A 24,037-nucleotide genomic window follows, 5' to 3' on the forward strand; every position below is an offset into this window, starting at 1 on the left:
TCAAGCGTCGGCGTACGCGCGGATCCAGTCGACCTCCAGCTGGAACGGTCCGTCGATGCCGTCGGCGATGTAGATGCCCAGCGTCTGGATGCCCGATCGGTCGAGCGGGTCGACGGACACCGGCTCGCCGTGCGCGGTCGTCTCCAGGTCGGCGAACGGGACCCGGACGGTGGCCCAGTCTTCGGTCGTCGGGAACGACGCCTGCCGGTTGACCTCGCGGCCTCGGTGCCGCGTCCCATCGTCGACGTCGAGGTCGAACGTGCGCCCTCCGCCGCGGACGCGGAGCTCGATCCCGTCGTACGCCGACAGGTCGGCCGCGCGCTCACCTCGGACCGACGTGAAGCCGCCCCCCTGCGTGACCACCTCGCCGGTGAACACCATCGTCCCCTCCTCGATCTGGACGAACCCCTGGGAGCGTCCGCCCATCACGCCGTCGTTCTCGATCTGCCAGCCCGGGGCGTCCGGGTCGTCGAAGTCGAAGAGGGTCAGGGAGGAGTCGGCAGACATGACAGGAGGGGACGGGGTGGGGGTCGTGCTGCAGGCCGCGAGGGCGAGCAGGAGAAGGAAGAGGGGCATGGGTTCTGAAACGGAGCCATTCACCCCGGAGGTCCGCGAGACCGTCAGGCACGCCCCGACGCGCGGGGCAGGCGGCCCCTCGTTTTCGAGCGGCGTTCGCGCCCGGCAGACCGCGCAGCGCCGATCTTGGCCGACTCCCTTCCGACCGCCCCATGGCCGACCTCGACACGATCGTCTCCCTCTCGAAGCGCCGCGGCTTCCTCTTTCCGTCGTCCGAGATCTACGGCGGGCTGGGCGCCGTCTACGACTACGGCCCGCTGGGCGTCGAGCTGAAGCGCAACGTGCGCGAGCGGTGGTGGAACGCGATGGTCCGCGACCACGAGAACGTGGTCGGCCTGGACGCGGCCATCCTGATGCACCCGACTGTCTGGAAGGCCTCCGGCCACGTGGACGCGTTCTCGGACCCGCTCATCGACGACCGCGCCTCGGGCCGCCGCTACCGCGCCGACCAGCTGATCGAGGGCGCCATCGCGAAGCTGGAGAAGAAGGGCCGCACCGACAACGCCGCCGAGCTGCAGGCCCGCTTCGTGGAGGCGCTCAACGCCGACAACGCCGCCGCCGCGCTCGGCCAGATCATCCAGGACGAGGAGATTAAGGCGCCCGACTCGGGCGCGTTCGACTGGACGGAGGTCCGCCAGTTCAACCTGATGTTCGAGACGGCCACGGGCGCCCTCGCCGAGGAGGCGTCCAAGCTGTACCTCCGCCCGGAGACGGCGCAGGGCATCTTCGTCCACTTCAAGGACGTCGCCGAGACGGCCCGACAGAGTGTCCCGTTCGGCATCGCCCAGATCGGCAAGGCGTTCCGCAACGAGATCGTCGCGCGCCAGTTCATCTTCCGGATGCGCGAGTTCGAGCAGATGGAGATGCAGTACTTCGTCGAGCCCGGCACCCAGATCGAGGCCTACGAGGCGTGGGCCGAGAAGCGGATGGCGTGGCACGTCGGCAACGGCATCCGCCCCGAGAAGCTGCGCTGGCACGACCACGAGAAGCTGGCCCACTACGCCGACGCGGCCAAGGACGTGCAGTACGAGTTCGGCTTCGGCTGGAACGAGATCGAGGGCATCCACTCCCGGACCGACTTCGACCTGCGCCGCCACCAGGAGTTCAGCGGCAAGAAGCTCGAGTACTTCGACCAGCCCTCCAACTCGCGCTACATCCCGTTCGTCGTCGAGACCTCGGTCGGCCTCGACCGCACGATCCTGATGGTCCTGTCCGACGCGTACCGCGACGAGGAGGTCACCAACGGCGACAAGACCGAGACGCGGACGGTCCTCAAGTTCCACCCGGCGCTGGCGCCGTTCACGGCGGCCGTCTTCCCGCTCGTCAAGAAGGACGGGATGCCGGAGGTGGCCCACGCCGTCGAGGCCGACCTGCGCAAGCAGTTCAACGTGACCTACGACGAGAAGGGGGCCGTCGGCCGCCGCTACCGCCGCCAGGACGAGATCGGGACGCCGTTCTGCGTCACCGTCGACGGCGACTCGGTGAGCGAGGGCACGGTAACGATCCGCGACCGCGACTCGATGGAGCAGGACCGCATCCCGGCCGAGAACGTGCGGCGCTACATCGAGGACAAGATCGAGGCCTGGACGCCGGGCGCGTAGCGGCCTCGGTGCGTCCGGAGGCGGACCGAGGGGGGGAGGGTGACACGACGCATGTCGTGCGTTTGCCTGACCTTGGGGACACACCCACCCCGCCTGCCATGCTCTGGTCCATCCTCTCCGTCGTCGCTGGCTACGTCACCTGGACGGTCGTCTTCCTGGGCGGCAGCGCCGGGCTCCGCGCCGCGTTCGGCCTCGACGCCGACGGCGCCACCTCGGACGTGGGCATCCTGCTGGCCTACCTCCTGCTGAGCGTCGTCGCCTCGCTGGCTGCCGGCGTGGCCACGGCGAAGCTCGCCCCCCGCCTCCCGATGCGGCACGTCTGGATCCTCGCCGCGCTGCTCCTCGCGACGGGCATCCCGGTCCAGATGACCTCCTGGGAACTCCTCCCGGCGTGGTACCACCTCATGTTTCTCGCCGCGCTCGTCCCGGTGACGGTGCTCGGCGGTCGCTGGCAGGCCGCACGCTCACGCGCGTGAGTCGGCGTCCCACGCCGCGACGGCCCGCCGCGCCCACTCGGCGTAGACGCGCGGGCCGGGGTGGAAGCCATCGGGGGCCATGACCTCGGCGACGGTGACCGCGCCCTCACGGAGCGGCCCGTCGTCGGACGCGCCCGTGGGGACGTACACGACGCCGGGCGCTGCGTCCGCCCAGGCCTTCAGGGCGGCGTCGAAGCGGTCGCGCTGGCGGGCGATGACGAACCGCATCGGCTGGGGGAGCGCCGGGAAACCGCCGACGGGCGCGAGACCGGACACGACGACGGTGGTCGCCGCGAAGCGCGTCTGGAGATCGGCCACGAGCGACCGGTAGCCGTCGAGCCACGCGCCGAGGTCGGCGCCCGCGATCACGTCATTGAGGCCGACCGACACGACCGCGAGGTCGACCGCCGTGGGCGGCTGCTTCGCGACGAAGGCGGCCGTCTTCGGGACCGTCGAGCCGAAACGTGCGAAGTGCGTCCACGTGACCGTGCGCGACGCCGCGAGGCGCGCGACGAGTTGGCCGAGGAGTGCGTCCTCCTGCCGGTCGGCGCCATACCCGGCCGCGGACGAGTCGCCGACGACGAGCAGGTGGAGCGGGGGGCCCTCGCCGCGCGGCCCGGGCGCGAGGGCGGCTGGAGCGTCCAGCCGCGGCATTCGGGCGAACATCCGCCTCCCCTGGACGAGGAGCATGGGAGCGAGGAGCGTGCGGAGGAGATCGGGCATGGCGCCTCTACTCCGCGCGGCCGCCCCGGCTCCATCCGCCTCGGCGCCGAGGTGGGTGAGGTCAGTCGGCGGGCAGCACGTACTCGGCCGGGACGAGGTCGGCCAGCCGCTCGAAGGCGAGGTGGCCCGAGACCGAGACGGCGAACGGGTCCTCGGGCGTGCCCTGCGGGTCGATCCGCGCCCGGCTCCCGTCCACGAACACCGACGACCGCTGGACCGGGTCCGGGCGGCGCCGGGGCTCGCGGAACCAGTCCGACCGGAGGTAGGCCGCCTCCTCGGGCTCGCCGGAGTACGTCACGTCCAGCCGTCCGCGGACGTGGAGCGTGGCCCAGCCGTCTGCGTCCACCTCGATCAGCCAGTCCGGGTTGGCGCGGACGACAGGCCACGCGCCGTACGTGTCCTCGCGGGCCAGGTCGAGCCCGAAGCCGTCGGCCTCGGTGGCGCCCGCCATGAGCGACTGGAGGAGGTGACGGAGCGAGCCCCGGAAGGCGCGGGCGCGGGCGGCGGCCCACCGCTCGGCCTCGGCGTCGGAGGCGGGCACGAGGGCCTCGAACCGCTCGTCGCCGTCGTAGCGGACGCTCGTCGCGCTGGCCTCGAAGGCGTGGAGGTCGTACGTCAGCCGGTACCCCAGCGCCCGGTTCTCGATGACGAGCGGCGCGCGGGCCTCCGCCATCAGCGAGCCCCAGCTCGTCCGGAAGTCGAGCACCTCGGGGTTGAGGATGCGCGTGGAGTCGGCGTTCTCGGACTCACCGATGAGGGTCCGGCGGAATCGCTCCAGGCGCTCGGCCCATCGGCCGTCACGACGCGCCTCGACGGCGACGGCGCCGAGGGCCTGTGTCGTCGGTGCCAGCGTGAGGACCACCGTGAGCGTATCGCCCGGACCCAGCCGAAGCTCGTGGACCTCGGGTGTGAAGCCCACCATCGACCCGACGAGGCGGACCGCGCCCGGCGGAATACCGGTGAGCCGGTACGCGCCGTCGGGCTGCGACGAGGTGCCCCGAGCGGTGCCGGAGAGGTAGACGCTCGCCCCTGGCAGCGGCGCCCCGTCGGCATCGCGGACCGTCCCCAGGAGGACGGCAGGTTGGGCGAGGGCCGGAACGGCCAGAAGGGCGAAGAGGACGAGCGCGCGCACGCGAGACAGTCTGCGACCGGAGCCCCGCGGCGTCAAGGCCCTCCGCCGGGTCCTGCGAGCGGGTCGACCTCGGCACTGGAGAGACCGAGGGCGGCGAGGACCGCCTGTGTGTCGGCCCCCAGGCGCGGGGGCGGCGTCAGGGCCCGCCCCTCCTCCGTCGCGACCGTGCGGACGGCCGCGTGGCCCGCGCCGTCGTCCACCACGAGACGGGCGGCTTCGGGCTGCACGAACACCTCCGGAACGGAACGGACGGCTCCCGCGGGGACGCCCCGCTCGGCCAGCGTCGCCAGGAGCGCGTCCCGCTCCTGTCCGGCGAGGGCCTCGGTGAGCACGGCGTCGAGTGCAGCCCGGTGGCGGACCCGGCCCGCGTTGGTGACGAACCGCGCGTCGGTAGCGAGGTCCTCCCGGCCGACGGCCTCGACCAGCGCCGCGAACTGGCGGTCCGTGCCGACGGCCAGCACGATGGCACCGGTCGCGGTCGGGTACGGGGTGCCGTAGGGCGCGATGTTCGGGTGCGCCGAGCCCATCCGCTGCGGCGCCACGCCCGCCGTCAGCCAGTTGGCAGCCTGGTTGGCGAGCGACGACACCGCCGCGCCGAGCAGCGACACGCGGACGGTCGCGCCCTCGCCGGTCCGCTCGCGTGCCAGCAACGCCACGAGCGCGGCCTCCTTGAGTTGGTGCGCCGCCAGCACGTCCACGAGGGCGACGGGCATCTTCGTGGGCGGGCCGTCCGCGGCGCCGTTGAGCGCCATGAACCCGGCCTCGGCCTGGATCACGGCGTCGTAGCCGGTGCGGAGGTCATCGGCGCCGTAGCCATCCACCTCGACCACGACGAGGCGCGGGTTGACCGCGCGGAGCGTGTCCGCATCGGCCCCGAGGCGGGCCGAGGCACCGGGGCGAAACGACGACACGACGAGGTCGGCCGTCGCCACCAACCGGTGCAGCGCGTCCCGGCCCGCCTCGGTGGTCAGGTCGAGGGTGACGGACTGCTTGCCCCAGTTGACGGCGCAGAAGTAGGCGGGCCGATCGTCTGCCGAGTCCTCGGTCGCGAGGTGCCAGCGCCGCGTCACGTCGCCCTGCGGCGCCTCCACCTTGACGACGCGCGCGCCGTGCTCAGCGAAGAACATCCCGACGCTCGGCCCCGCGAGGACGCTCGCCAGTTCGACGACGAGGAGATCAGAGAGAGGCATCAGAGTCGGTAGAGGCGTCGTGCGATACGCCCCTACCGATCCCCCGGGATCCGTGCCACCCTCGATCGGGACACTCTGGCGTCCCGGTCGGAGGTCACGCCGCTTGCCCGGCAGCCTCGTCCAACGCCTCGAACAGTTCGTCCGACAGCTCCAGTTCGGCGGCGGCCGTGTTTTCCTCCAGGTGCGCCACGCTGGACGTGCCCGGGATGGGCAGCATCACCGGCGACCGCTTGAGGAGCCACGCCAGCGCAACCTGGCTGTGCGACGCGCCGAGCTGCTGGGCAGCCTCCTCCAGGATGTCGCTGTCGGACAGCTTCCCGGCGTTGAGCGGGTACCACGGGATGAAGCCGATGCCCTCGGCCTCGCAGAAGTCGAGCACGTCCTCGGACTTGCGCGTCCCGAGGTTGTACTCGTTCTGGACCGTGGCGACCGTCAGCCCGGCGTCCTGCGCGGCCTTGATCTCGTCCACGGAGACCTCGGAGAGGCCGACGAGGCGAACCCAGCCCTCGTCCTGGAACTCCTTGAGGACCGCGAACTGGTCGGCCCGGTCCACCTCGGGGTCGATGCGGTGAAGCTGATACAGGTCGATCGTGTCGACGCCCAGACGGCGCATCGACATCTGGACGGCCTGGCGGAGGTAGTCGGGCTTGCCGAGAAGGCGCCAATCGCCGGGGCCCGTGCGGAGCAGGCCGCCCTTGGTCGCGATCACGGTGTCGCCGTACGGGTGCAGCGCCTCGCGGATCAGGTCCTCCGACACGAACGGCCCGTAGCTGTCGGCCGTGTCGATGAAGTCGATGCCCAGCTCGACGGCGCGCTGGAGGACGCGGATCGACGCGTCGTGACTCTCGGGCGGGCCCCAGATGCCGTCGCCGGTGATGCGCATGGCCCCGTAGCCGAGGCGGCGGACGGTGAGCCCGTCGCCGAGGTCGAAGGTGCCGGAGGCGTGGGCGGGCGTGTCGGAGGTGGCGATGTACGGCATGGATCGGAGAGGAAAAGAGAGAGGGACCGATTGGATCGACGCCCGGTGGCTCCCGTTCCGCGAAAATGCCGCCCAGCGCTCAGCCCACCAGGTGCCCGCGGAGCGACGCGAGGACGCCCGGCGTGTGGCGGAGCCGGCTCCCGTACCACGAGAACGCCTCGCCGTCGGCCAGCACGATGCGGGCCCCGGGGGCGAGCGCCTGCACCTCGGCGATGTGCGCGGCGGAGAACGGGTATGGCTCGGAGGAGAGCAACACCACGTCCGGAGCGAGGGCGCGGATCTCGTCGTCGGAGAGCGCCGGGTAGCGGGCGCGGTCGGCGGCGACGTTGGCGAGCCCGGCGCGGTCCATCACGTCCGACACGAACGAGTCGCCGCCGACGGTCATCCAGGGGTCGCGCCAGATGAGGTAGAGCGTGCGGAGGGGCTCCGCCTCGGCGCCGAGGTGGGCGAACCCGCCCGCGATCTCGGTCGCCAACGCCTCCGCCTCGGGCACCCGGCCGACCAGCCGACCGACGCCCCGGATCATGGCGAGGGCGCCGTCCACGTCGGCCACGTCGGTGACGTAGACCGGCACGCCTTCGGCGGCGACGGCCTCGATCTCCTCGCGCGGGTTCTCCTCCTTGTTGGCGATCACGAGGTCCGGCGCCAGCCCCACCAGCCGCGGCACGTTGACCGTCTTCGTCCCCCCGACGATCGTCTTGGCCGCCTTCCAGCCGTCGGGATGGACGCAGAAGCGCGTCAGGCCGACCACCTCGGCGTCGAGCCCGAGGTCGGCGAGGAGTTCGGTCTGGGAGGGCACGAGGGAGACGATCCGCCGGGGCGGCGCGTCCAGGCGGACGGAGCGCCCGAGGGCATCCGGGGCGTCGAAGAACGGCATGGGCGTGGTGGTGGGGCCTCCCTGCCACTCCGCGCCTCGGCCTCGGGTTGCGCCTTCGCCCGATTCACAAGCGATCACCGCGGCTCACGCGCCCAGTGCGGCGGTCAGCTTGCCCACCAGGCCATCGAAGGAACCGTTCGACATCACGAGGGCGAGATCGTCGTCGCGGAGGTCCGCCAGCAGGTCCGGCAGCAGCGCCTCCGCCGACGGGTAGGCCGAGGCCGGGGTGCCCGCCTCGGTGATGGACCGGGCGACCCGGTCGGCGTCCAGGAAGTCGGCCGGGTCGTCGTTGTGGCGGAGGGGCGGCGTGGACAGGAAGACGGCATCGGCGGCGGTGAGCGCCTCGGCGTAGGGCGCCTCGAAGGCCGCGCGGCGACTGGAGTTGGAGCGCGGCTCGAAGACGGCCACCACGCGACGCCCCGGCCAGCGCTCCCGCACACCCCGGATGGTGGCGTCCACGGCCGTCGGGTGGTGCGCGAAGTCATCCACGACCAGCACACGGCCGTCGTGAACGACCTCCTGGCGCCGCTTCATCCCGCGGAACGTAGCCAGTCCGGAGGCGACCTGGGCGGGCGTGGCCCCGGCATCGAGCGCGACGGCGGCGACGGCCAGCGCGTTGAGCGCGTTGTAGCGCCCGCCCATCGGCAGCCGCACGTCGGCGACGGCCTCGCCGTGGACGACCAGCGCGAACGTCTGCCCGCCTGGCACCGGCGTCAGGTCACGCGCGGCGACGTCGAACGAGAGGCCGTCCGGCTCCTTCCCCTCCTGGCCGTAGAGGCGGACGCGCGCCCACGTCCGCTTCGCCAGCTTGCGGACCTCCGCGTCCTCGCCGTTGAGGACCAGCAGGCCGTCCGGCGGGGGCAGCGCGGCGAAGGCGTGGAAGGCGCGCTTGTACTCCGCCCAGTCAGCGTAGATGTCGGCGTGGTCGAACTCCAGGCTGGTCACGATCGCCCGATGCGGGCGATACAGGATCATCTTGGGCCGCTTGTCGAAGTAGGCCGCGTCGTACTCGTCGCCCTCGACGCAGAACACCGGCCCGGTACCCGTCCCCGCGGTCCGCTCCTCGCCCACGATCACGCCGCCGACGAGGAAGCCGGGGTCGAGGTCGGCCTCGCGGAGGACGTGCGTGAGCAGTCCCGTGGTCGTCGTCTTGCCGTGCGTGCCCGCGACGACGGCAGGCTGGCGGCGGCTCAGGAACAGGTGCGCGAGGGCCTCCGGCAGCGACGCCTGCGTCAGCCCGCGCTCGCGCGCCACGGCGGCCTCCGGGTGGGTCGGGACGCACGCGTTGCCCACGACGACCAGGTCGGGCGCGGGGTCGAGGTGGGCGGGGTCGTAGCCCTCGTGGATCGGGATGCCGGCCGCCGCGAGTCGGGTCGACATGGGCGGGTAGGCCGCCTCGTCGCTGCCGCGGACGGTGTAGCCCGCCTCGGCGAGCAGTTCGGCGAGAGCGCCCATGCCCTTGCCGCAGATCCCGATCAGGTACACGTCCCGGATGGCCTCCGGCGGAGGCAGCGGAGGACGGTCGAACACGCGGAGGTCCGCGTCGGCGAAGTCTTCGAGTCGGCGCATGGCGGATGCTACCGCCGTTGTCCCCGCAGCGTCCACGCGGAAACGATGGACGCGGCGCGCTACCGCGCGTGGAGCCGAGCCACGCGCCGCTCCCGATAGGACGATATCGTCCGCAGCATCTCGTTCGCCTTCGCCAGCCGCTGCCGGTCGGCGAACATGTACACCGACACGCCCTCCCGTATCACCGTCACCAACCCGGACTTCACCAGGCGGTAGTAGAAGCGCGGGATCAGGAGACCCGGAACGAGCAGGACTGCGAACACGAACATCGCGAACAGCGGCTCGAACACGAAGAAGGGCGAGGCGACAGAGAGCGCGAGCAGCACGTACAGTCCGAACACGACGTAGAGCATCCAGATCGCCGGCTGGTGGACGACCGTGCTGTTGATCTCGTCCAGGTACCCGTCCTGGTAGAGCAACTCGCCGAAGGAACCGGACCGGATGGTCGCGACGCGCCGGTCGGTGACGCACCCGAAGCTGTCTGTGGCGAACAGGAAGCCCATCTTCCCCAGGTAGGCCGCCGTGAGAACCTGCTCGTCCTCGTCGACGAACTGACGGAACATGGTTTCGAGCGCCGCCTCCTCACCCCGACGGGCACGGCTCAGGAGCGACCCGGAGACCGACGGGCCACTGCTGGCGCCGGGCACGGCCGGACGCGGAGACTCATAGGACGGCGACGGACCGGGGGACGGGCCAGGCCGCGGCGGCGGGACGACGGGCGGCGGGGTCGCATCGGCCGCCTCAGGCCGCGACCGGAGCACCGTGTCGTCGGTGTCGGCCGGAGCCCATCGCTCGGGCGGCGGCGGAGCTGCTCCTGGAGACGTCCAGAGGGCGTCCGCGGCACGCGACGCGCTGGACGGCACGGCGGGAGCCTGCTTCTGTCCGCAGTGAGGGCAGAACGCGGCGTCCGGCCGGAGGGCCCCGTGGCAGGTCGTACAAGTCATGGATGCGTGGGACTCAGGGTTACCAGCGGAGCGCCCCGTCGGACGCCCAGCCCGAGATGGTCCGCCCGCTGGTCTGCGCGTTGACGAAGCACCAGCGCCCCGTGATGGTGCGCCCGCCGAGGCTCCAGCCGTACGGGAGGCAGCGCAACACCATCAGCGACGTGCCGGGCGTCAGGCGGGTCAGCAGTTCCCCACCCACGTAAGGCCGCGCGCGGAGGTTGATCGAGGTCACCTCCGACCCGTCGATGTAGGCGGGGCGGCCGACCACATCGGCGGCCGCGAAGGCATCCTCCAGCCCGCTCGACGTGTCCTGCGAGACGCCCCCGACGTCGAGGAACTCGTCGAGCGCCCAGCCCTGGATGCCGCCGTACTCCACCTGGCACCAGCGCCGACCGGGCGTGCCGCTCTCGCACCGCTGGGTCATGACCACGTCGTTGGGCAGCATCTTGCCGAGCACGTCGTACTGCCGGCCCGGTCCGGCCCGCAGCAGCAGCCCGTCGCCGCTGGTGACGACGCGCGTGGGGCCGTACGAGGCGGCGCTGGGACGCGGCGGCGGGGGCGGCGCGGTGCCCACCACCTGCAGATCCCGGCCGGGAATCGAGGGCACCTCCACCTCGGTCGGCGGAGAGTCAACGACGTCGCCGTCTCCCATCACACCGCCAGCGCCTCCCTGTGTCTCGCGGTAGGCCTCTGGCGGGTCGCCGAAGGCCTCGCCCGCCGGATCCACTGTCACCACCACCGGTGCCCGCTCGGACCGGAGGTAGAGCATCACGACGGCCGCGGCCAGCACCACCACCACGCCACCCAACACACCGAGCACGAGGCCCATCGAGAGCGAGGCCGCAGCACGCGACGGGGCAACGGCAGGGGCAGGATCCCGCACGAGGCGCGTCCCGTCGCGGATGCAGTACGTGGTCTCGGCGTCGTAGGTCGCGTGACAGGTGGGACAGCGGGCAGACATGGCGATTTCGTGAACGAAGCCTCAACATAGGCCGTCACCTCCAAACACGCGCACACCCGTAGGCAAAAACACGTCTCCGCAGACCGTGTCCGATTCGCTACCCGTCCGGTGGGTCGAAGAACGACCGGATGCGGCCCAGAAGGCCCGGCCGCCGGTCGAACGTGTGGGGCGGCACTTCGACGAAGCGCCTCGGCACAACGGGCAAAGGGGACGCCTCGGCGACCGGCTCCCCCAGCAGGCGGCGGACCGTCGTGACGAGCACGTCGATGTGGGCTTCGAGCGGCGGCGTGAGCGCGTCCAGCCAGTGCGGCGCCGAGAGGAACAGCTCCATTCCCGCCGTCGGACGCACGTCCTCGATGCGGAAAGGCAGCACGACGAGCCCGTTGTGGACCGCGCGCTCGACCTCCTGCATGACCTGCCGGGAGCGGTCGGCGTGGGACGAGAACACGACCACCATCACGCGACACCCTCGGATGGCTTCGACGATCGACGCCGCCCAGTGGGCGCCCCCGAGCGCATCGCGCGGCGCGATCCAGCAGCGGACCCCGGCCTTCTCCAGGTGCCCGCACACCGCGTCCGCCGTCGGCTTGTCGACGGAGGAGTAGGAGATGAACACGTCGTGCGCCATGCCGGACTGAAGCGGACGTGACGCAAGGTAGGACCGGGGCTACCCGACCGGCGGCGGCTCCCCTCCGGTGATCCCGCTCCGGACGACGGCCTCCTTCTCGCGGACGGCCTGCTCCACCTCGGCGAGCGTCGCGTCCGGGTCGCCCGGGGCGACGAGCCCGAGGCGGGTCGCGCGCTCCGCCCAGCGCTCGCGGGCGGCCACCTGCATGTCGTGCTCGTGGTCCACCTCGTCGACGATCTCCAGCCCGAGGAGCGTTTCCACGACGTCCTCCACCGAGACCACGCCCGCCGTCCCGCCGTACTCGCCGACGACCAGCGCGAGATGCTCGCGGCGGTCGAGGAGGCGCTCGAAGAGGGTCGGCAGCGCGAGCGAGTCGGGGACGGTCAGGATCTCGCGGGCGACGCTCGACGCCGGCTTCTCCTCTCCCCCCTCGGCCACCGCCGCCAGCACGTCGTCGCGGAGGACGTAGCCCGTGATGTGGTCGCGGTCGCCGTGGTAGACCGGCAGGCGCGAGAACGGCGTCCCGTCGCGGGCGATGGTGCCGAGCGGCGTCTCCTCGGAGTACGCCACGACGACCGTCCGCGGCGTCATCACGTCCTTGGCGGCCAGCTGTCGGAAGCGGAAGAGGCTCTGGAGGATGCGGCCCTCGGCCTCGTCGAAGACCCCCTCCTCGGTGCCGATCTGGGCGAGCGCGGCCAGCTCCTCGCGGCTCACGGCGCCCTCCTTCTCACCATGGGAGAGGCCCTTCGCGATCACCTGCGAGAGCCAGATCAGGCCGGTCAGCTGGAGCGCGGTGATGATGGGCGGCAGGACGCGGGCCACGACCGGCGCCAGCCCGCGCCAGTAGACGGCGCCGAGCGTCTTAGGGATGATCTCGGACAGGATCAGAATGCCGAGCGTGAGGACGGCCGAGAAGACGGTCACGGCCGACACGATCCACAGGTCCTGGCCCGCCCAGATGGCGGCAGCCTGCGCGCCCGCGCCCGTCGCGCCGACGGTGTGGGCGATGGTGTTGAGCGTCAGGATGGCCGCGAGCGGCTTGTCGATGTCGGCCTTGAGAGCCTTGAGGCGGGCCGCCGTCGCAGGCGCCTCGGCCTCCTTGACGCCGATGTAGGCGGGCGAGACGCTCAGGAGCACGGCCTCCATCACGGAGCACAGGAAGCTGACGCCGATCGCCAGCACGACGAACACGATGAGCAGCGTGAGGGAGCCGGAGCCCGCAGCGGCGGTGCCGCCGGGGACGAGAAGGAGCAGGGAGAGGGGCATGGGGGGTGGGAAACCTCCTCCCTGTACTCCGCCCGCCGCCCGCCGGGTCCGCCCGCCTCGGACGCCCCGCGGAGACACCGGCGACAGGCCACCCTGGCGAACGGCTCGTCGGCCCCGTCCACTTCGGCGCCGAGGCGGGGCTACCCGATCCGGGCGCGGAGCGTCTCCGCGTCCGCGGCGAGCGCCTGGAGGCGGTCGTTGGCCGGGTCGCCGTCGGCGAGGGCGCGGAAGATCCGGGCCGCCTCGGCGGCATGGCGGCGGGCCTCGGCAGGGCGCCCGGCGTCTGGCCCGTCCGGGTCGCCGTAGAGGCGGGCCAGGTTGAGGTGCCCGAAGGCGAGCGTCTGCTGGGCGTTTACGCTCTCCACGTCGGCATCGGCGAGGCGCCGGTAGACCGCGAAGGCCGTCTGGAGCGACCGCTCGGCCTCTGCGAACCGGCCACGCTCGATGGCGAGCAACCCGAGCGCCTCGTGGCCGACGCCCTCGTCGCGGATCGCGTCCGCGTTGGCGTCCGGGCGCGCAGCGATCTGCTGGCGGAGGGCGAGCGAGCGCGTCAGCGGGGCGACGGCGCGGTCCAGGTCGCCCTGCGACCGGTACAGGTTTCCCTCGCGCTCGTAGGTGATGCCGTCCAGGCGGAGGGCATAGAGCGAGCGCTCGGCCTCGGGGATGGCTTCGAGGAACGCGCGGGCGCGGGTATAGTGGGCCAGCGCGGAGTCGGGGCGTCCGGCGTTGGGGAAGTACGGGTGGCCCGAGTAGTCGCCGATGTTGATGTGCGCGGAGGCGAGGTCGACGCGGTAGTCGGCGGCGTCGGGCGCCAGACGGACGGCGCGGCGATAGGCGGTGAGCGCCCGCCCGAGGTCCGCCAACGCCGAGTCGGGCGTGGCGGTGGAGGCGGCGATGACGCCGAGGCCCTTCCACAACTGCCCCTCGGTGTGGGCCGCCGCGGCGGCGAGCGAGTCGGGCAGGCCCCTCGGGAGGCGGCCGAGCAGGGCCAGGCCCTGTCGGTAGCGGACTTGCGCGTCGGCGGTCCGCCCGAGGTTGTCGCCCACCGGGCGCCCCTCCACATTGCCGACGCGGAGGTAGGCGCCTGCGAGGTCGATCTGGAGCGCTGGGTCGTCGCCGGAGAGGGCCGAAAGCCGGTCGAGGTAATCGCGCGCCTGATCCACCAGAAGGGCCCGTGCAGGCGTGGCGCCGGGCAGCCCCGCTACGGCATCGTGGATGTCGTAGATCATGGCCCGCGCCGCCTCCCGCGCGATGTCGAAGCGCGCCTCTGCCCGGTCGCGCTCGGTCTGGAGCCGCAGCAGGTAGCCGCCCGTCACCGTCGCCAGCAGCACGGTCGCGGCGGCGGCCACCCCGACGACGGTCCGATTCCGGTGGACGAACCGGCCGAGGCGGTAGCGCCGCGTCGGCGGGCGGGCGGTGACGGGCTCGCCCGCGAGGTGGCGGCGGAGGTCGTCGGCGAGGGCGCTGGCGGTGGCGTAGCGCTGTCCCGGCTCGGACGCCATCGCCTTGAGCACGATCGTGTCGAGGTCGCCGCGGAGCCGACGCGCACGCTCGGGCTCGGGCACGACGGCGCTGGGGCGCGCGGGCCGAGTCATCAGCGTCCGCTCCAGTTGAGTCGGCGAGGCGCCGTCGACGATGTACGGCCGCTGCCCGGCGAGCACCTCGTAGAGCACCACGCCGAGCGCGTACACGTCGGTGGCCGTCGTAACGGCCTCCCCACGAACCTGCTCGGGCGCCGCGTAGGCGGGCGTGAGCGGACCGGGGCCTGTGCGCGTGTGCGCCGCCTCGGGCGCGTCGAGCAGCTTGGCGATGCCGAAGTCGAGGACCATCGCCCGTGGGGGACCGCCTTCCTCCGTCACGAGCAGGTTCGATGGCTTCAGGTCACGGTGGACGACGAGGTTCTGGTGCGCGAACGCGACCGCGTCGCAGACCTGGACGAAGACCTCCAGCCGCGCATCGACGGTCGCGTCCCGGGCCCACAGGGTGACCGGCGCCCCGCGGATCCACTCCATCGCCAGGAACGGGCGGCCCGCGGCGTCGACCCCAGCGTCGTAGAGGCGGCCGATGCCGGGGTGCTCCAGGCGGGCCAGCACGTCGCGCTCGGCGAGGAAGCGTCGGAGCACCGTGGCCCCGGGGACGCCGGGGCGGAGCATCTTCAGCGCCACCTCGCGCTCGTAGGTCCCGTCAGCCCGGTGGGCGCGGTAGACGGCCCCCATGCCGCCCTCGCCGAGGAGGGCGTCGATTCGCCACGGCCCCACCTCCTCCCCCACGAGCGCGCCGGCCTCGGGCACGCGGCCGAGGGTGGGCGGCGTCAGCGCGTCGCCTGCGGTCGCGTGAGCCGCCAGCAGCGACTCGACTTCGGCCCGGAGGCGGGAATCGTCGCAGGCGGCGTCCAGGAAGGCCCCGGCGTCGGGGCACTCCAGGGCGTCAGAGAAGAGCGCGGCGGCGCGGCGGTGAAAGGTCGGCCCCTGGTTCATGGAGGGCGGTAAGGGCGGGAGAGGCAGAGGCGAACCGTGTGCAGAGGTCGGATCCGGGACGGTAGAATTGAGCCTGAAGCTCCCTGTGATATACTCTTCAACCATCCGGCTCCGCTTCCGCGTCGCCCCCTCCCCCGCCCTGTTCCTCTCCTGATCTCATGGACACGCTCCTCGATCTGATCGCTGCTCTGTTCGGTCTCGACTCGGTCACGGTCAACAAAGCGAAGATGGCGGACAAGGCATAGGCTAGTCCGAACCCCGCGCCGGCTCGTCGAGCGAGGCTCGCGTTTCGGTCACCCGGTCCAGCACCGGGTGGTCAGGACCGAAGCCGGCACGGAACAGGCGCTCCGCGTCGTCCAGGGCGCGCTCGGCCTCGGCCCGTCGCCCGAGGTCGCGGAGCGCCTTGGCGACGTTGTTGAGCGGGAAGCCGATGTTCGGGTGGTCGGCGCCGAGCGCCGTGCGGTAGATCGCGATGGACTCCTCAAGGAGCGGGAGGGCCTCCGCGGGGCGCCCGAGCGCCGTGAGCGAGGCGCCGAGGTTGTTGAGCCCGAAGCCCGTGCTGGGGTGCTCATCCCCGAGCGAGGAACGGAAAAGCGCCACCGCCTCCGTCTGGACCTCGGCCGCCTCCGCGTACCGGTCGGCCTCGGCGTAGGCTGCGCCGAGGTTGGCGAGCGTATTCGCCAGCCCGCTCTCGTCCGCTGCGTGGTAGCGGCGGTAGAGCCCCGCTTGCCGCTCCAGGAGCGCCGTCGACTCGTCGAGGTCCGAGTCGAACAGTGCGACGGCGAGGTTGCCGAGGGTGAGCACGATCTGGAGCGCGTTCGGCTCAAACAGCGACTCCTCGATGGCGAGCACCTGCCGGTGGGCCGCGATCGACCCGGCCCCGTCGCCCGTCAGGTAGCGGAGCGTCCCGATCTCGGCGAGCGTGGTAGCCACCGCCTCGCTCCGGTCGCCGCGGCGGTCCCGGAGGGTGGCCAGGGAGCGCGACAGGAGCGAGTCTGCGAGGTCGTACTCGGCCCGTTCGCGGAGGGCGACGGCCAAGTCTCGCTGCGCTGTCGCGGTCGCGACAGATGTGGGGCCGTCGAGGCGCTCGCGCAGGAGGAGGGCCTGGCGGTACTGACCCTCGGCCTCCACGAACAGGCCGAGGCCGTGGTAGGTCTGTCCGAGCCGGGCGTGCGCGTCGGCCCGGACGCCCGGCTGGTCGCGCAGGGTGCTGTCGAGAGTGGCCGCCGCACGGTCGAGGAGGTCTGCCACGCGCACGTCACGCCCATCGGCGTCGGGGTCGACGGCACCGAGCATCCCGAGGAGGAACTCCTGGACCGCCTGGGCCTTGGCCGTCTCCGCCCGCGCCTCGGCGGCCTGCCACAGCGCCACGCCCAGCCCGCCGACGAGGGCGACCAGCACCAGCGCGGCAGCGACGACGGCCGGCCGGTGGCGGCGGACGAACAGGCGGGCGCGGTAGCCTGCAGAATCCGGACGGGCCTGCACGGGGAGGCCGTCGAGCGCCCGCCGGAGGTCGTCGGCGAGGGCGTCGGCGGTGAGGTAGCGGCGGCCGGGCTCTTTGGCGAGCGCCTTCATCACCACCGTGTCGAGATCGCCGCGGAGGCGTCGCGGGTCCACGACGGTGACGCCAGAGGCGCTCGGCCTCGTCGGGACCGTCTCGGCGACCACGCGTGCCGACGCACTCGGCGGCATCCCGGCCACGTCGTACGGGCGCTGACCGGTGAGCAGTTCGTAGAGCACCACGCCGAGCGCGTACACGTCGGTGGCCGTCGTGACGGGCTGGCCGAGGACCTGCTCGGGCGCGGCGTACTGGGGCGTGAGCGGCCCCCCACCGGTCCGTGTGATCCCTTCGTCGGCGTCGTCTTCGAGCAGCTTGGCGATGCCGAAGTCGAGCAGCTTGACGCGGGCCTCTCCGCGCTCGTCCTCCGTGACGAGCACGTGCGCGGGTTTCAGGTCGCGGTGGACGACGAGGTGGTGATGGGCGTGGGCGACCGCGTCGCATGCCTGGAGGAAGAGACGGATGCGGGCGTCGAGGCCGAGGCCGCGCGCCCCGGCATAGGTCGTGATCGGCTCCCCATCGGCGCGCTCCATGGCGAGGTACGGGATGCCCTCGGCGTCGAGCCCCCCGTCGAGAAGGCGGGCGACGCCAGGGTGATCGAGGCCCGCCAGCACCGTCCGCTCGCGCAGGAAGCGCGCGTGGAAGTCCGGACCGACGCCCGGGCGCACCCGCTTCAGCGCCGCGGCCTGCTCGAACCCGCCCGCGACGCGCGCCGCCGCGTAGACGACCCCCATCCCACCCACCCCCAGCACGCCGTCGAGGCGCCACGGCCCGACGGTCCGCCCGACCAAGTCCTCGGGCGACGCCAGGTGGGGTCGTTCCAGCGGTGCGAGCACGCCCGCCTCGGCACCGTCGTGGACGGCCAGCAGCGAGCGGACCTCTGCGACCACCTCCGGGTCGATCCCCGAGTCGTTCAGGAGCGCCTCCCGCTCAGGGGCGGCGAGATCGAGTGCGTCCGCGAAGAGGTCCGCGGCGCGGCGGTGGAGGAGGGTGTCCAGCGGCACGGCGAGAGGGGGGTCGGCCGGAGAAGCGAGATCGGCGCCCGATCGGGCTCACCCCTACGCCGATGCGCCCTCATCTTCGGCGCGTTGCATCTCGCGCACGAGCCACGCGCGAGCGGCGGACCAGTCGCGCTTGACGGTGGCGGGCGAGAGGTCCAGCACCTCGGCCGTCTCGGGGACCGTCAGCCCGACGAAGTAGCGGAGGTCCACGATCTGGGCCTGCCGCTCGTCGAGGAGTGCGAGTCGGTCGAGCGCCTCGTCGAGGGCGAGCGCCTCGTCGGCGCGGGCCGGGCTGGCGAGCGCGACGTCGTCCAGCGACACGTCGGGGGTGCCGCCGCCGCGCTTGTCCGCCTTGCGCGCCCGCGCGGCATCGATGAGGACCTGCCGGATGGCCCGCGCGGCGACGCGGAAGAAGTGGATGCGATCGGCGTAGGTGCCGTCGTGGTGGGCCAGCTTCTCGTAGGCCTCGTGGACGACGGCCGTCGTGTTGAGCGTCGCCGAGGCGCCGTTCCGGTAGCGCTGGCTCCGGGCGAGACGCCGGAGTTCGTCGTAGACGAGCGGCAGCACCTGGCCGAGCGCACGCTGGTCGCCGTCGCGGGCGAGCGCCAGGAGCTGGGTGACGTCGTCGGGCACAGAGAGACGAGGGCGAACGAGCGGGTACGTTACGGACGCGCGGCGGACGGGGCTCCGGGGGGCTCTGGTAACTTTCTAGAGACGGCGTGACACGTCGCAGCGGGAAATCTCGTATGGGTGAGTGGGACGGCACGTGAGGATCTGCGGCTTCGGCCGCCAGCCCTCCGTTCTCTCTCCCGAGAGACCGCGCTGGGACCTGCCCGCCTGTGGTGGGACGGGCAGGTGCCCAGCTCGGGCGGGCCGAGGCGGCTCCCCCGGTGGTCGGCGTGGCAACGGGCATGCCCCCATAAAGGCGGTACGGGAGGAGGGCGATACCTGGCCTGTGATCCTCTCCCTGTTTCGCCTCCAGGTTCTGGCCTTCCGCCGCGCCCCCTACCTCGGAGGGCGGATCGCCCTCGCGACGGTCAAGGGCATCGGGGTGGCGTACGCCTTCGTCTGCGCGACCATCCTCGGCGTGGTGCTGCCGGATCTTCTCGGCGTCGTCGCACCGACGCTGGACGCCGTGGCGGTGGTCCAGCGAGCGATGCTACCGGCGCTGGCCGCCGTAGCCGTCGGTCGGCAGGTCTTCCAGGACGTGCCGACACGCGGGGCGACCGCCTTCCTGACGCTGCCCGTGTCCCGGCGGCGCATCGCGTGGGGCGTGCTGGTGCGCTCGGCGCCGTCGCCGTTCAACCTCGTCCCGCTGGCGTTCGCGGTGCCCTTCGCCGTCCGCGCGGTCCGCGCAGAGGCCGGAGTCGGGGGCGCCTGGGCCTTCGCGCTGGCGGTGCTCGCCGTGGTGGTCGTGTCGCACGCGCTGCTGGTGGTCTGGAAGACGCGCCTCGGCGCGGCGCCCGTGCAGACGGTCGGGCTGGTGGTCGGCGTCGTCGCGGCGCTGGCCGCGGGCGACTGGGTGACCGGCGGGCTCCTGGCGCACGTCCAGGACGGCGGCCTCGGTGCACTCACGGGCCTGGGCGCGCTGGCCGGGGCGACGCTCCTGATCGCATACCGAGCCCTGGTCGCCGCGCTGTACCTCGACAGCGAGGGCACCCGCCGGACGCGGTCCCGCGGTGCCCGGCTCGGCTTCGCGCAGGGCGGCGTGCGCGCGTTCATGGAACTGGACCGGCGCCTCGCGACCCGAATGACGTTCCCGCGCGGCGTCCTCTCCAACGCGGCCGTGGTGAGCGTCGCGATGACCGTCGGCGCTCTGCTGTTCGTGGACGGACGGACGGTGGACTTCGTGCTGCTGTTCTCGACCGGCACCGTGGCCGGGTCGTTCGGTCAGTACGCCGTTCCGTTCGCGAGCGGCTTCTACGACCGCCTGCTGACGCTCCCTGGCGGCATGGACGCCTTCATTCGGGCCAAGGTGGCCGGGCTGGCCGCAGGCACGCTGATGCTGGGGGCCATCCAGCTGGTCATCGTGCTGGTGCTGGCGCCCGCCTCGGCGTGGCTGGTGGGCGTGTCGGTGGTATTCAGCCTGGGCGTCCTCGCTCCCGCATCGCTGGTCGGCTCGACGCTCGGCCCCAAGCCGATCGACGTGGCGGACCGGTTGCTGTTCACCTACACCCAGTCGTTCGGAGCGCAGGCGCTGGTCGCCGCCACGGCGGTCGTCGCCGGGGCCGCTCTCGGGCTCGGAGGTCCGCGGTGGGGCGGCGCCATCGCGGCGGGCCTCGGCCTCGTCGGCATCGCGACGGCGCCGCTCTGGCTCCGCGCCGTCGCCGTCCGCCTCGACCGGACCCGCCACGCTGTCTCCGCTCGCTTTCGCTCAGCCCTCTAGTCCATGCCCGGCGTCTCCCTCACCACCTCCTCCCTCACGAAGCGCTACGGCGCCGCCGAGGCGCTCCGCCTGGACGACCTCGTCCTCCACCCCGGCGAGCGGGTCGGGCTGGTCGGCAACAACGGGGCGGGCAAGACGACCTTCCTGCGCCTCGCCCTCGACCTGATCGCGCCGACGACCGGTCACGTTGCGCTGGATGGCATCCGCGTCGGCGGCCCCGACCTCGGCTGGAAGCCTCGCGTCGGCGCGTTCCTGGACGCGGGCTTCCTGGTCGACTTCCTGCGTCCGCACGAGTACCTCCGGCTGGTGGGCACGGCCTACGGCCTGAGCGGCGCCGAGGTGGACGCCCGCATCGAGCGCTACCGGCCGTTCCTGGGGAACGCACTCGACGGCGGCCGACTCGTCCGCGACCTGTCGCTGGGCAACGCGGGCAAGGTGGGCATCGTGAGCGCGCTGTTGCCCGGCGCCGGGCTGGTGGTCCTCGACGAGCCGTTCGCCAACCTCGACCCCGGCGCGCGGATCAGGCTGGAGCGCCTCCTCCGTGAGGAGGTCGACGGCGCGACCGTGCTGGTGTCGAGCCACGACCTCGACCACGTCGTCGGCGTGTGCACGCGCGTGCTGGTGCTGGCCGACGGGCGGCTCGTCAGCGACACGCCGTCGACGCCGGACACGCTGGCCGAGTTGCGGGCCTTCTTCGCGGGCGGCGGCGTGGCCGCCTGACGCCCTCCGCCTCAGTGCGCCTCCAGGCCGACCGAGGCGGACCGACCGGGACAGACGGAAGCGGCGGGACGGCATGAGCCGGCCCGAGGGCGAAATCCGTTCGGTAGGGAGAGCTCCCTCCCCATGGTCTCTCATGCTCCGATCCCTCGTTCTCGTCCTTCTCCTCAGCGGGACGGCCCAGGCCCAGTTCGTCCTCACCGTGCCCGGTGTCTATCGACTGTACCACGACGTCGTGTACGGTGCCGACGGTGCCGTCTACGTCGCGGGCTCGTTCTCCGGCACGACCGACTTCGACCCGACAGATGGCCCCGACGCCGACGACACCCTGACGAGCAGCGGGGGAGCCGACTACTTCGTGGCGCGCTACGGTTCGGCCGGGGCGCTCCAGTGGGTGATCGGGTTCGGCAGCAGCGACGGGGCCTTCAACGACTTCGGCCCCCGCCTGGCCGCGGACGGGGCGCGCGTCTACGTGAGCGGCAACTTTGGGGGGACGGCCGACTTCGACCCCGGCGCGGGCACCGCCCTGCGCACGAGCCTGGGCGGGTACGACGCCTTTCTCGCGGCCTACGACGCGGCCACCGGGGCCTTCGTGTGGGCGGACGCCTTCGGCAGCACCGGGCTCGACTTCGCGTCCAGCGTGGCCGTCGACGAGCAACGGGTCTACCTCGGCGGCGCGTTCGAGGACACCATCGACCTCGACCCGGGCTCCGGCACGGCCAGCCACACCGACGGGACGATGCTCGGGTCGGCCTTCCTCGCCGCCTATGACACCGCGACGGGCGCGTACGAGTGGAGCAACGCCTTCGAGGTGGGCAGCGACCGGGAGGTGCGGGTGGACGTGGACGCGGGTCGGGTGTTCATCGTCGGGCAACTCCGGACCGAGACGGACGTCGACCCCGGTCCCGGCGAGGTCCTCCTGGCGTTCCAGGGGGGCACGGCGGATGCGTTCGTCGCGGCCTACGACGCGGAGACGGGTGCCTACGACTGGGCCTTCGCGCTCGGGAGCAGCGGCTCGGAAACGAGCCGCGCTGTGCTTCTCCACGACGGTCGCCTGTTCGTCGCGGGGGTCCTCTCAGGCGGTACGGTGGACTTCGACCCCGGCCCGGCCGTGGAGGCCCGGACGGCGGGAATGGGAGAGTGGCTCTACCTCGCCGCCTACACCGCGGCCGACGGAGGCCTCGTCTGGGTGGATGCCATGACGGAGGGCGGCCTCTCGTACACCTTCCCGCAGGGGCTCGCGGCCGACGGGGACCGGGTCTACGTCACGGGAGCGTACTCGCTGACGGTGGACTTCGACCCCGGCCCGGGCACCGCCGAGCACACCTGGTCCGGCGGCACCCCGAGCAACTGGGATGTCTTCCTCGCGGCCTACGACGCCGCGTCAGGGGCCTACCGCTGGGCGAACGCGCTCCCGGCCTCCCCCGAAGGGATCGGAAGCGCGGTGGCCGTGTCCGGCCCCTTCGTCTCGGTCGTCGGCGGATTCCCGGCCACGCTCGACCTGGACCCCGGACCGGGCGAGGACATCCAGACGGGCGGCGGCCTGTTCCTCGCGCCGTACGACGCGGCGACCGGCGCCTACCGGGCCGATGTCGCCAGCGAGCCCGGCGTAGAGCCCCGGGGACTGGTGCTCCGCGCGGCTCCCAACCCGGCCTCGGGCCTCGCGACGCTCACGCTCACGCTCGACGGCCCGCGGTCGGTCGCGGTGTCCGTGGTGGACGTGCTCGGCCGCGAGGTGGACCGCCTCCACAGCGGACCGCTGTCGGCAGGCACGCACCTGCTCGCGCTCGATACGAGCGCCCTGCCGCCGGGCCTCTACGTCGTCCGCGCGACCGCGGGCCGGGCGACGGTCTCGGAGCGGCTCACCGTCGTCCGGTAACACCGGCCAGTGCCCACCTCGGTGGGCCTGCGGGCGGGCCGAGGCGGGCTAGCCCACCCACGTCACCGACACCAGCCCGACCGACTGGCTCTTGCCCCGAAGCGCGGCGTCGCCGAGGGCGAGGTGCGCCATCTCGGGGGGGGCTGGCATCCGGGCCAGCATCTCGTCCGAGACGAGCAGGCGGTGGCCGCGAGGCCGACACTCTCCCTCGATGCGCGCGGCCGTGTTGACCACATCGCCCGAGTGGACGATGTCGCGCTTGAGGTCGCCCACCTCGGCCGTCACGACCTCGCCCCCGTGGACGCCACACTTGAACGAGGGGACGGCGCCATACCGCTTCTGGTAGCGCGCCGCACGCGCCGCGACTCGCTCCTCGACGAGAAAGAAAAACCGCAGCGGCGCCGCATCCTGCTCCGCCCGCTTCATCGGCCACGACACCATCACCTCGTCGCCCACGTATTGCACGATGCGGCCACCGGTCGCCAGCACCGGCTCGGCCACGTCGGCGAAGAAGTCGTTCTTGAAGTCGGTGAACGCGAGCGGCCCGAGGCGCTCGGCCCAGGCCGTCGAGTCGGTCAGGTCGAGGAAGGCGAACGCGCGCTCCTCGTGGACAGGGCGGCGATAGCGCCCGACGAGCAGCGCGAAGAGCGTCTCCGGTCCGAGCACGCGCCGCAACTGGAGCGACAGGTTGATGCCGAACGAGGCGGCCACCAGCAAGCCCACCATCGCGAGGAAGTCGCTCGACACCATGAAGTCGTGAAACTGAGGAGTCTGCACGAGCGCGCCGGGCGACACTCCGAACCGTCCCCACGACACCAGAAGGATGATCACCAGAACGCCCAGCAACACGGCCACCGCATAGGCCAGCGTCCGGATCACCAGCGCGGCCCAGAGGGGGAAGAGGCGCCCCACCCGCGCGAGGGGCCCCGTCTCCAACCACGCCCCGGCGAGGCCGACCGTCACCCCCACCACGACGGACCGCACGAGCGCGACGGACAGCGTCTCGGTACCGTCTGGCCCCGAGATGCCGACGAGGCGTGCCGCGACGAACGTGGCCAACGCCCAAGACACGATCAGCGCGGGCGCCAGCCGAAGCG

At 72.6% G+C, this 24,037-nt stretch carries 20 protein-coding genes; 5 read left to right on the plus strand and 15 right to left on the minus strand.

The window, feature by feature from the left end; all coding sequences use genetic code 11:
* Positions 1-576, minus strand: coding sequence for a CIA30 family protein (locus B1759_RS06935; protein ID WP_095514289.1), 576 nt, complete (start codon positions 574-576; stop codon positions 1-3).
* A 152-nt stretch (positions 577-728) separates the two neighbouring features.
* Here B1759_RS06935 and B1759_RS06940 point away from each other — a divergent pair, with 152 nt between their 5' ends.
* A complete protein-coding gene (locus B1759_RS06940; RefSeq protein WP_095514290.1) occupies positions 729-2,177 on the plus strand; it encodes a glycine--tRNA ligase in 1,449 nt (482 codons plus the stop codon).
* 98 nt (positions 2,178-2,275) lie between these two features.
* Entirely contained in the window at positions 2,276-2,653 is a 378-nt protein-coding gene (locus B1759_RS06945; protein WP_095514291.1) for a hypothetical protein, read from the plus strand.
* Here B1759_RS06945 and B1759_RS06950 read toward each other — a convergent pair.
* From B1759_RS06950 to B1759_RS07005, 13 genes are all read right to left on the minus strand, one after another.
* Positions 2,642-3,376 (minus strand): SGNH/GDSL hydrolase family protein, encoded by a 735-nt coding sequence (locus B1759_RS06950; RefSeq protein ID WP_095514292.1) that lies wholly within the window; start codon positions 3,374-3,376, stop codon positions 2,642-2,644. The genes B1759_RS06945 and B1759_RS06950 overlap by 12 nt on opposite strands.
* Positions 3,377-3,437: 61 nt before the next feature.
* Entirely contained in the window at positions 3,438-4,508 is a 1,071-nt protein-coding gene (locus tag B1759_RS06955) for a carboxypeptidase-like regulatory domain-containing protein (RefSeq protein WP_143537291.1), read from the minus strand.
* Positions 4,509-4,540: 32 nt separating this feature from the next.
* Positions 4,541-5,698: a CaiB/BaiF CoA-transferase family protein gene (locus B1759_RS19225; protein WP_143537292.1), complete on the minus strand. Its 1,158-nt coding sequence runs from the start codon at positions 5,696-5,698 to the stop codon at positions 4,541-4,543.
* 94 nt (positions 5,699-5,792) lie between these two features.
* Positions 5,793-6,677, minus strand: coding sequence for an aldo/keto reductase (locus B1759_RS06960; RefSeq protein WP_095514294.1), 885 nt, complete (start codon positions 6,675-6,677; stop codon positions 5,793-5,795).
* Between the two features lie 79 nt (positions 6,678-6,756).
* A complete protein-coding gene (locus tag B1759_RS06965; RefSeq protein ID WP_095514295.1) occupies positions 6,757-7,554 on the minus strand; it encodes a helical backbone metal receptor in 798 nt (265 codons plus the stop codon).
* 84 nt (positions 7,555-7,638) lie between these two features.
* Positions 7,639-9,123, minus strand: a complete 1,485-nt coding sequence (murC, locus tag B1759_RS06970; protein WP_095514296.1) for a UDP-N-acetylmuramate--L-alanine ligase — start codon at positions 9,121-9,123, stop codon at positions 7,639-7,641.
* Between the two features lie 59 nt (positions 9,124-9,182).
* Complete coding sequence (locus tag B1759_RS06975) at positions 9,183-9,686, minus strand: hypothetical protein (protein WP_095514297.1); 504 nt, start codon at positions 9,684-9,686, stop codon at positions 9,183-9,185.
* Positions 9,687-10,086: 400 nt separating this feature from the next.
* Positions 10,087-11,028 carry an SH3 domain-containing protein gene (locus tag B1759_RS06980; protein ID WP_095514298.1) on the minus strand — a complete coding sequence of 314 codons (942 nt, stop codon included), beginning with the start codon at positions 11,026-11,028 and terminating at the stop codon, positions 10,087-10,089.
* Positions 11,029-11,125: 97 nt separating this feature from the next.
* The gene (locus B1759_RS06985) at positions 11,126-11,656 is read right to left on the minus strand and encodes a toll/interleukin-1 receptor domain-containing protein (RefSeq protein WP_095514299.1); all 531 of its coding nucleotides are present in this window, start codon (positions 11,654-11,656) and stop codon (positions 11,126-11,128) included.
* 39 nt (positions 11,657-11,695) lie between these two features.
* Positions 11,696-12,922: a CNNM domain-containing protein gene (locus B1759_RS06990; RefSeq protein WP_095514300.1), complete on the minus strand. Its 1,227-nt coding sequence runs from the start codon at positions 12,920-12,922 to the stop codon at positions 11,696-11,698.
* Between the two features lie 140 nt (positions 12,923-13,062).
* Positions 13,063-15,399 (minus strand): serine/threonine-protein kinase, encoded by a 2,337-nt coding sequence (locus tag B1759_RS06995; RefSeq protein ID WP_158225157.1) that lies wholly within the window; start codon positions 15,397-15,399, stop codon positions 13,063-13,065.
* Positions 15,400-15,645: 246 nt separating this feature from the next.
* The gene (locus B1759_RS07000; protein ID WP_095514302.1) at positions 15,646-17,961 is read right to left on the minus strand and encodes a serine/threonine-protein kinase; all 2,316 of its coding nucleotides are present in this window, start codon (positions 17,959-17,961) and stop codon (positions 15,646-15,648) included.
* A gap of 54 nt (positions 17,962-18,015) precedes the next feature.
* Positions 18,016-18,591: an ECF-type sigma factor gene (locus B1759_RS07005; RefSeq protein ID WP_095514303.1), complete on the minus strand. Its 576-nt coding sequence runs from the start codon at positions 18,589-18,591 to the stop codon at positions 18,016-18,018.
* A gap of 322 nt (positions 18,592-18,913) precedes the next feature.
* On the opposite strand from B1759_RS07005, the gene B1759_RS07010 reads away from it, so the two are divergent.
* From B1759_RS07010 to B1759_RS07020, 3 genes are all read left to right on the plus strand, one after another.
* On the plus strand, positions 18,914-20,344 hold the full coding sequence (locus B1759_RS07010; protein WP_095514304.1) for a DUF5687 family protein: 1,431 nt from the start codon (positions 18,914-18,916) through the stop codon (positions 20,342-20,344).
* A 3-nt stretch (positions 20,345-20,347) separates the two neighbouring features.
* Positions 20,348-21,064 (plus strand): ABC transporter ATP-binding protein, encoded by a 717-nt coding sequence (locus B1759_RS07015; protein ID WP_095514305.1) that lies wholly within the window; start codon positions 20,348-20,350, stop codon positions 21,062-21,064.
* A 133-nt stretch (positions 21,065-21,197) separates the two neighbouring features.
* On the plus strand, positions 21,198-22,940 hold the full coding sequence (locus B1759_RS07020; protein WP_158225158.1) for a PQQ-binding-like beta-propeller repeat protein: 1,743 nt from the start codon (positions 21,198-21,200) through the stop codon (positions 22,938-22,940).
* A gap of 48 nt (positions 22,941-22,988) precedes the next feature.
* On the opposite strand, the gene B1759_RS07025 is transcribed toward B1759_RS07020, so the two are convergent.
* The gene (locus B1759_RS07025; RefSeq protein ID WP_143537293.1) at positions 22,989-24,011 is read right to left on the minus strand and encodes an adenylate/guanylate cyclase domain-containing protein; all 1,023 of its coding nucleotides are present in this window, start codon (positions 24,009-24,011) and stop codon (positions 22,989-22,991) included.
* Between the last annotated feature and the right edge of the window lie 26 nt (positions 24,012-24,037).

Origin of the sequence: Rubrivirga sp. SAORIC476, assembly GCF_002283555.1 — a bacterium.
Taxonomy (GTDB): Bacteria; Bacteroidota; Rhodothermia; order Rhodothermales; family Rubricoccaceae; genus Rubrivirga.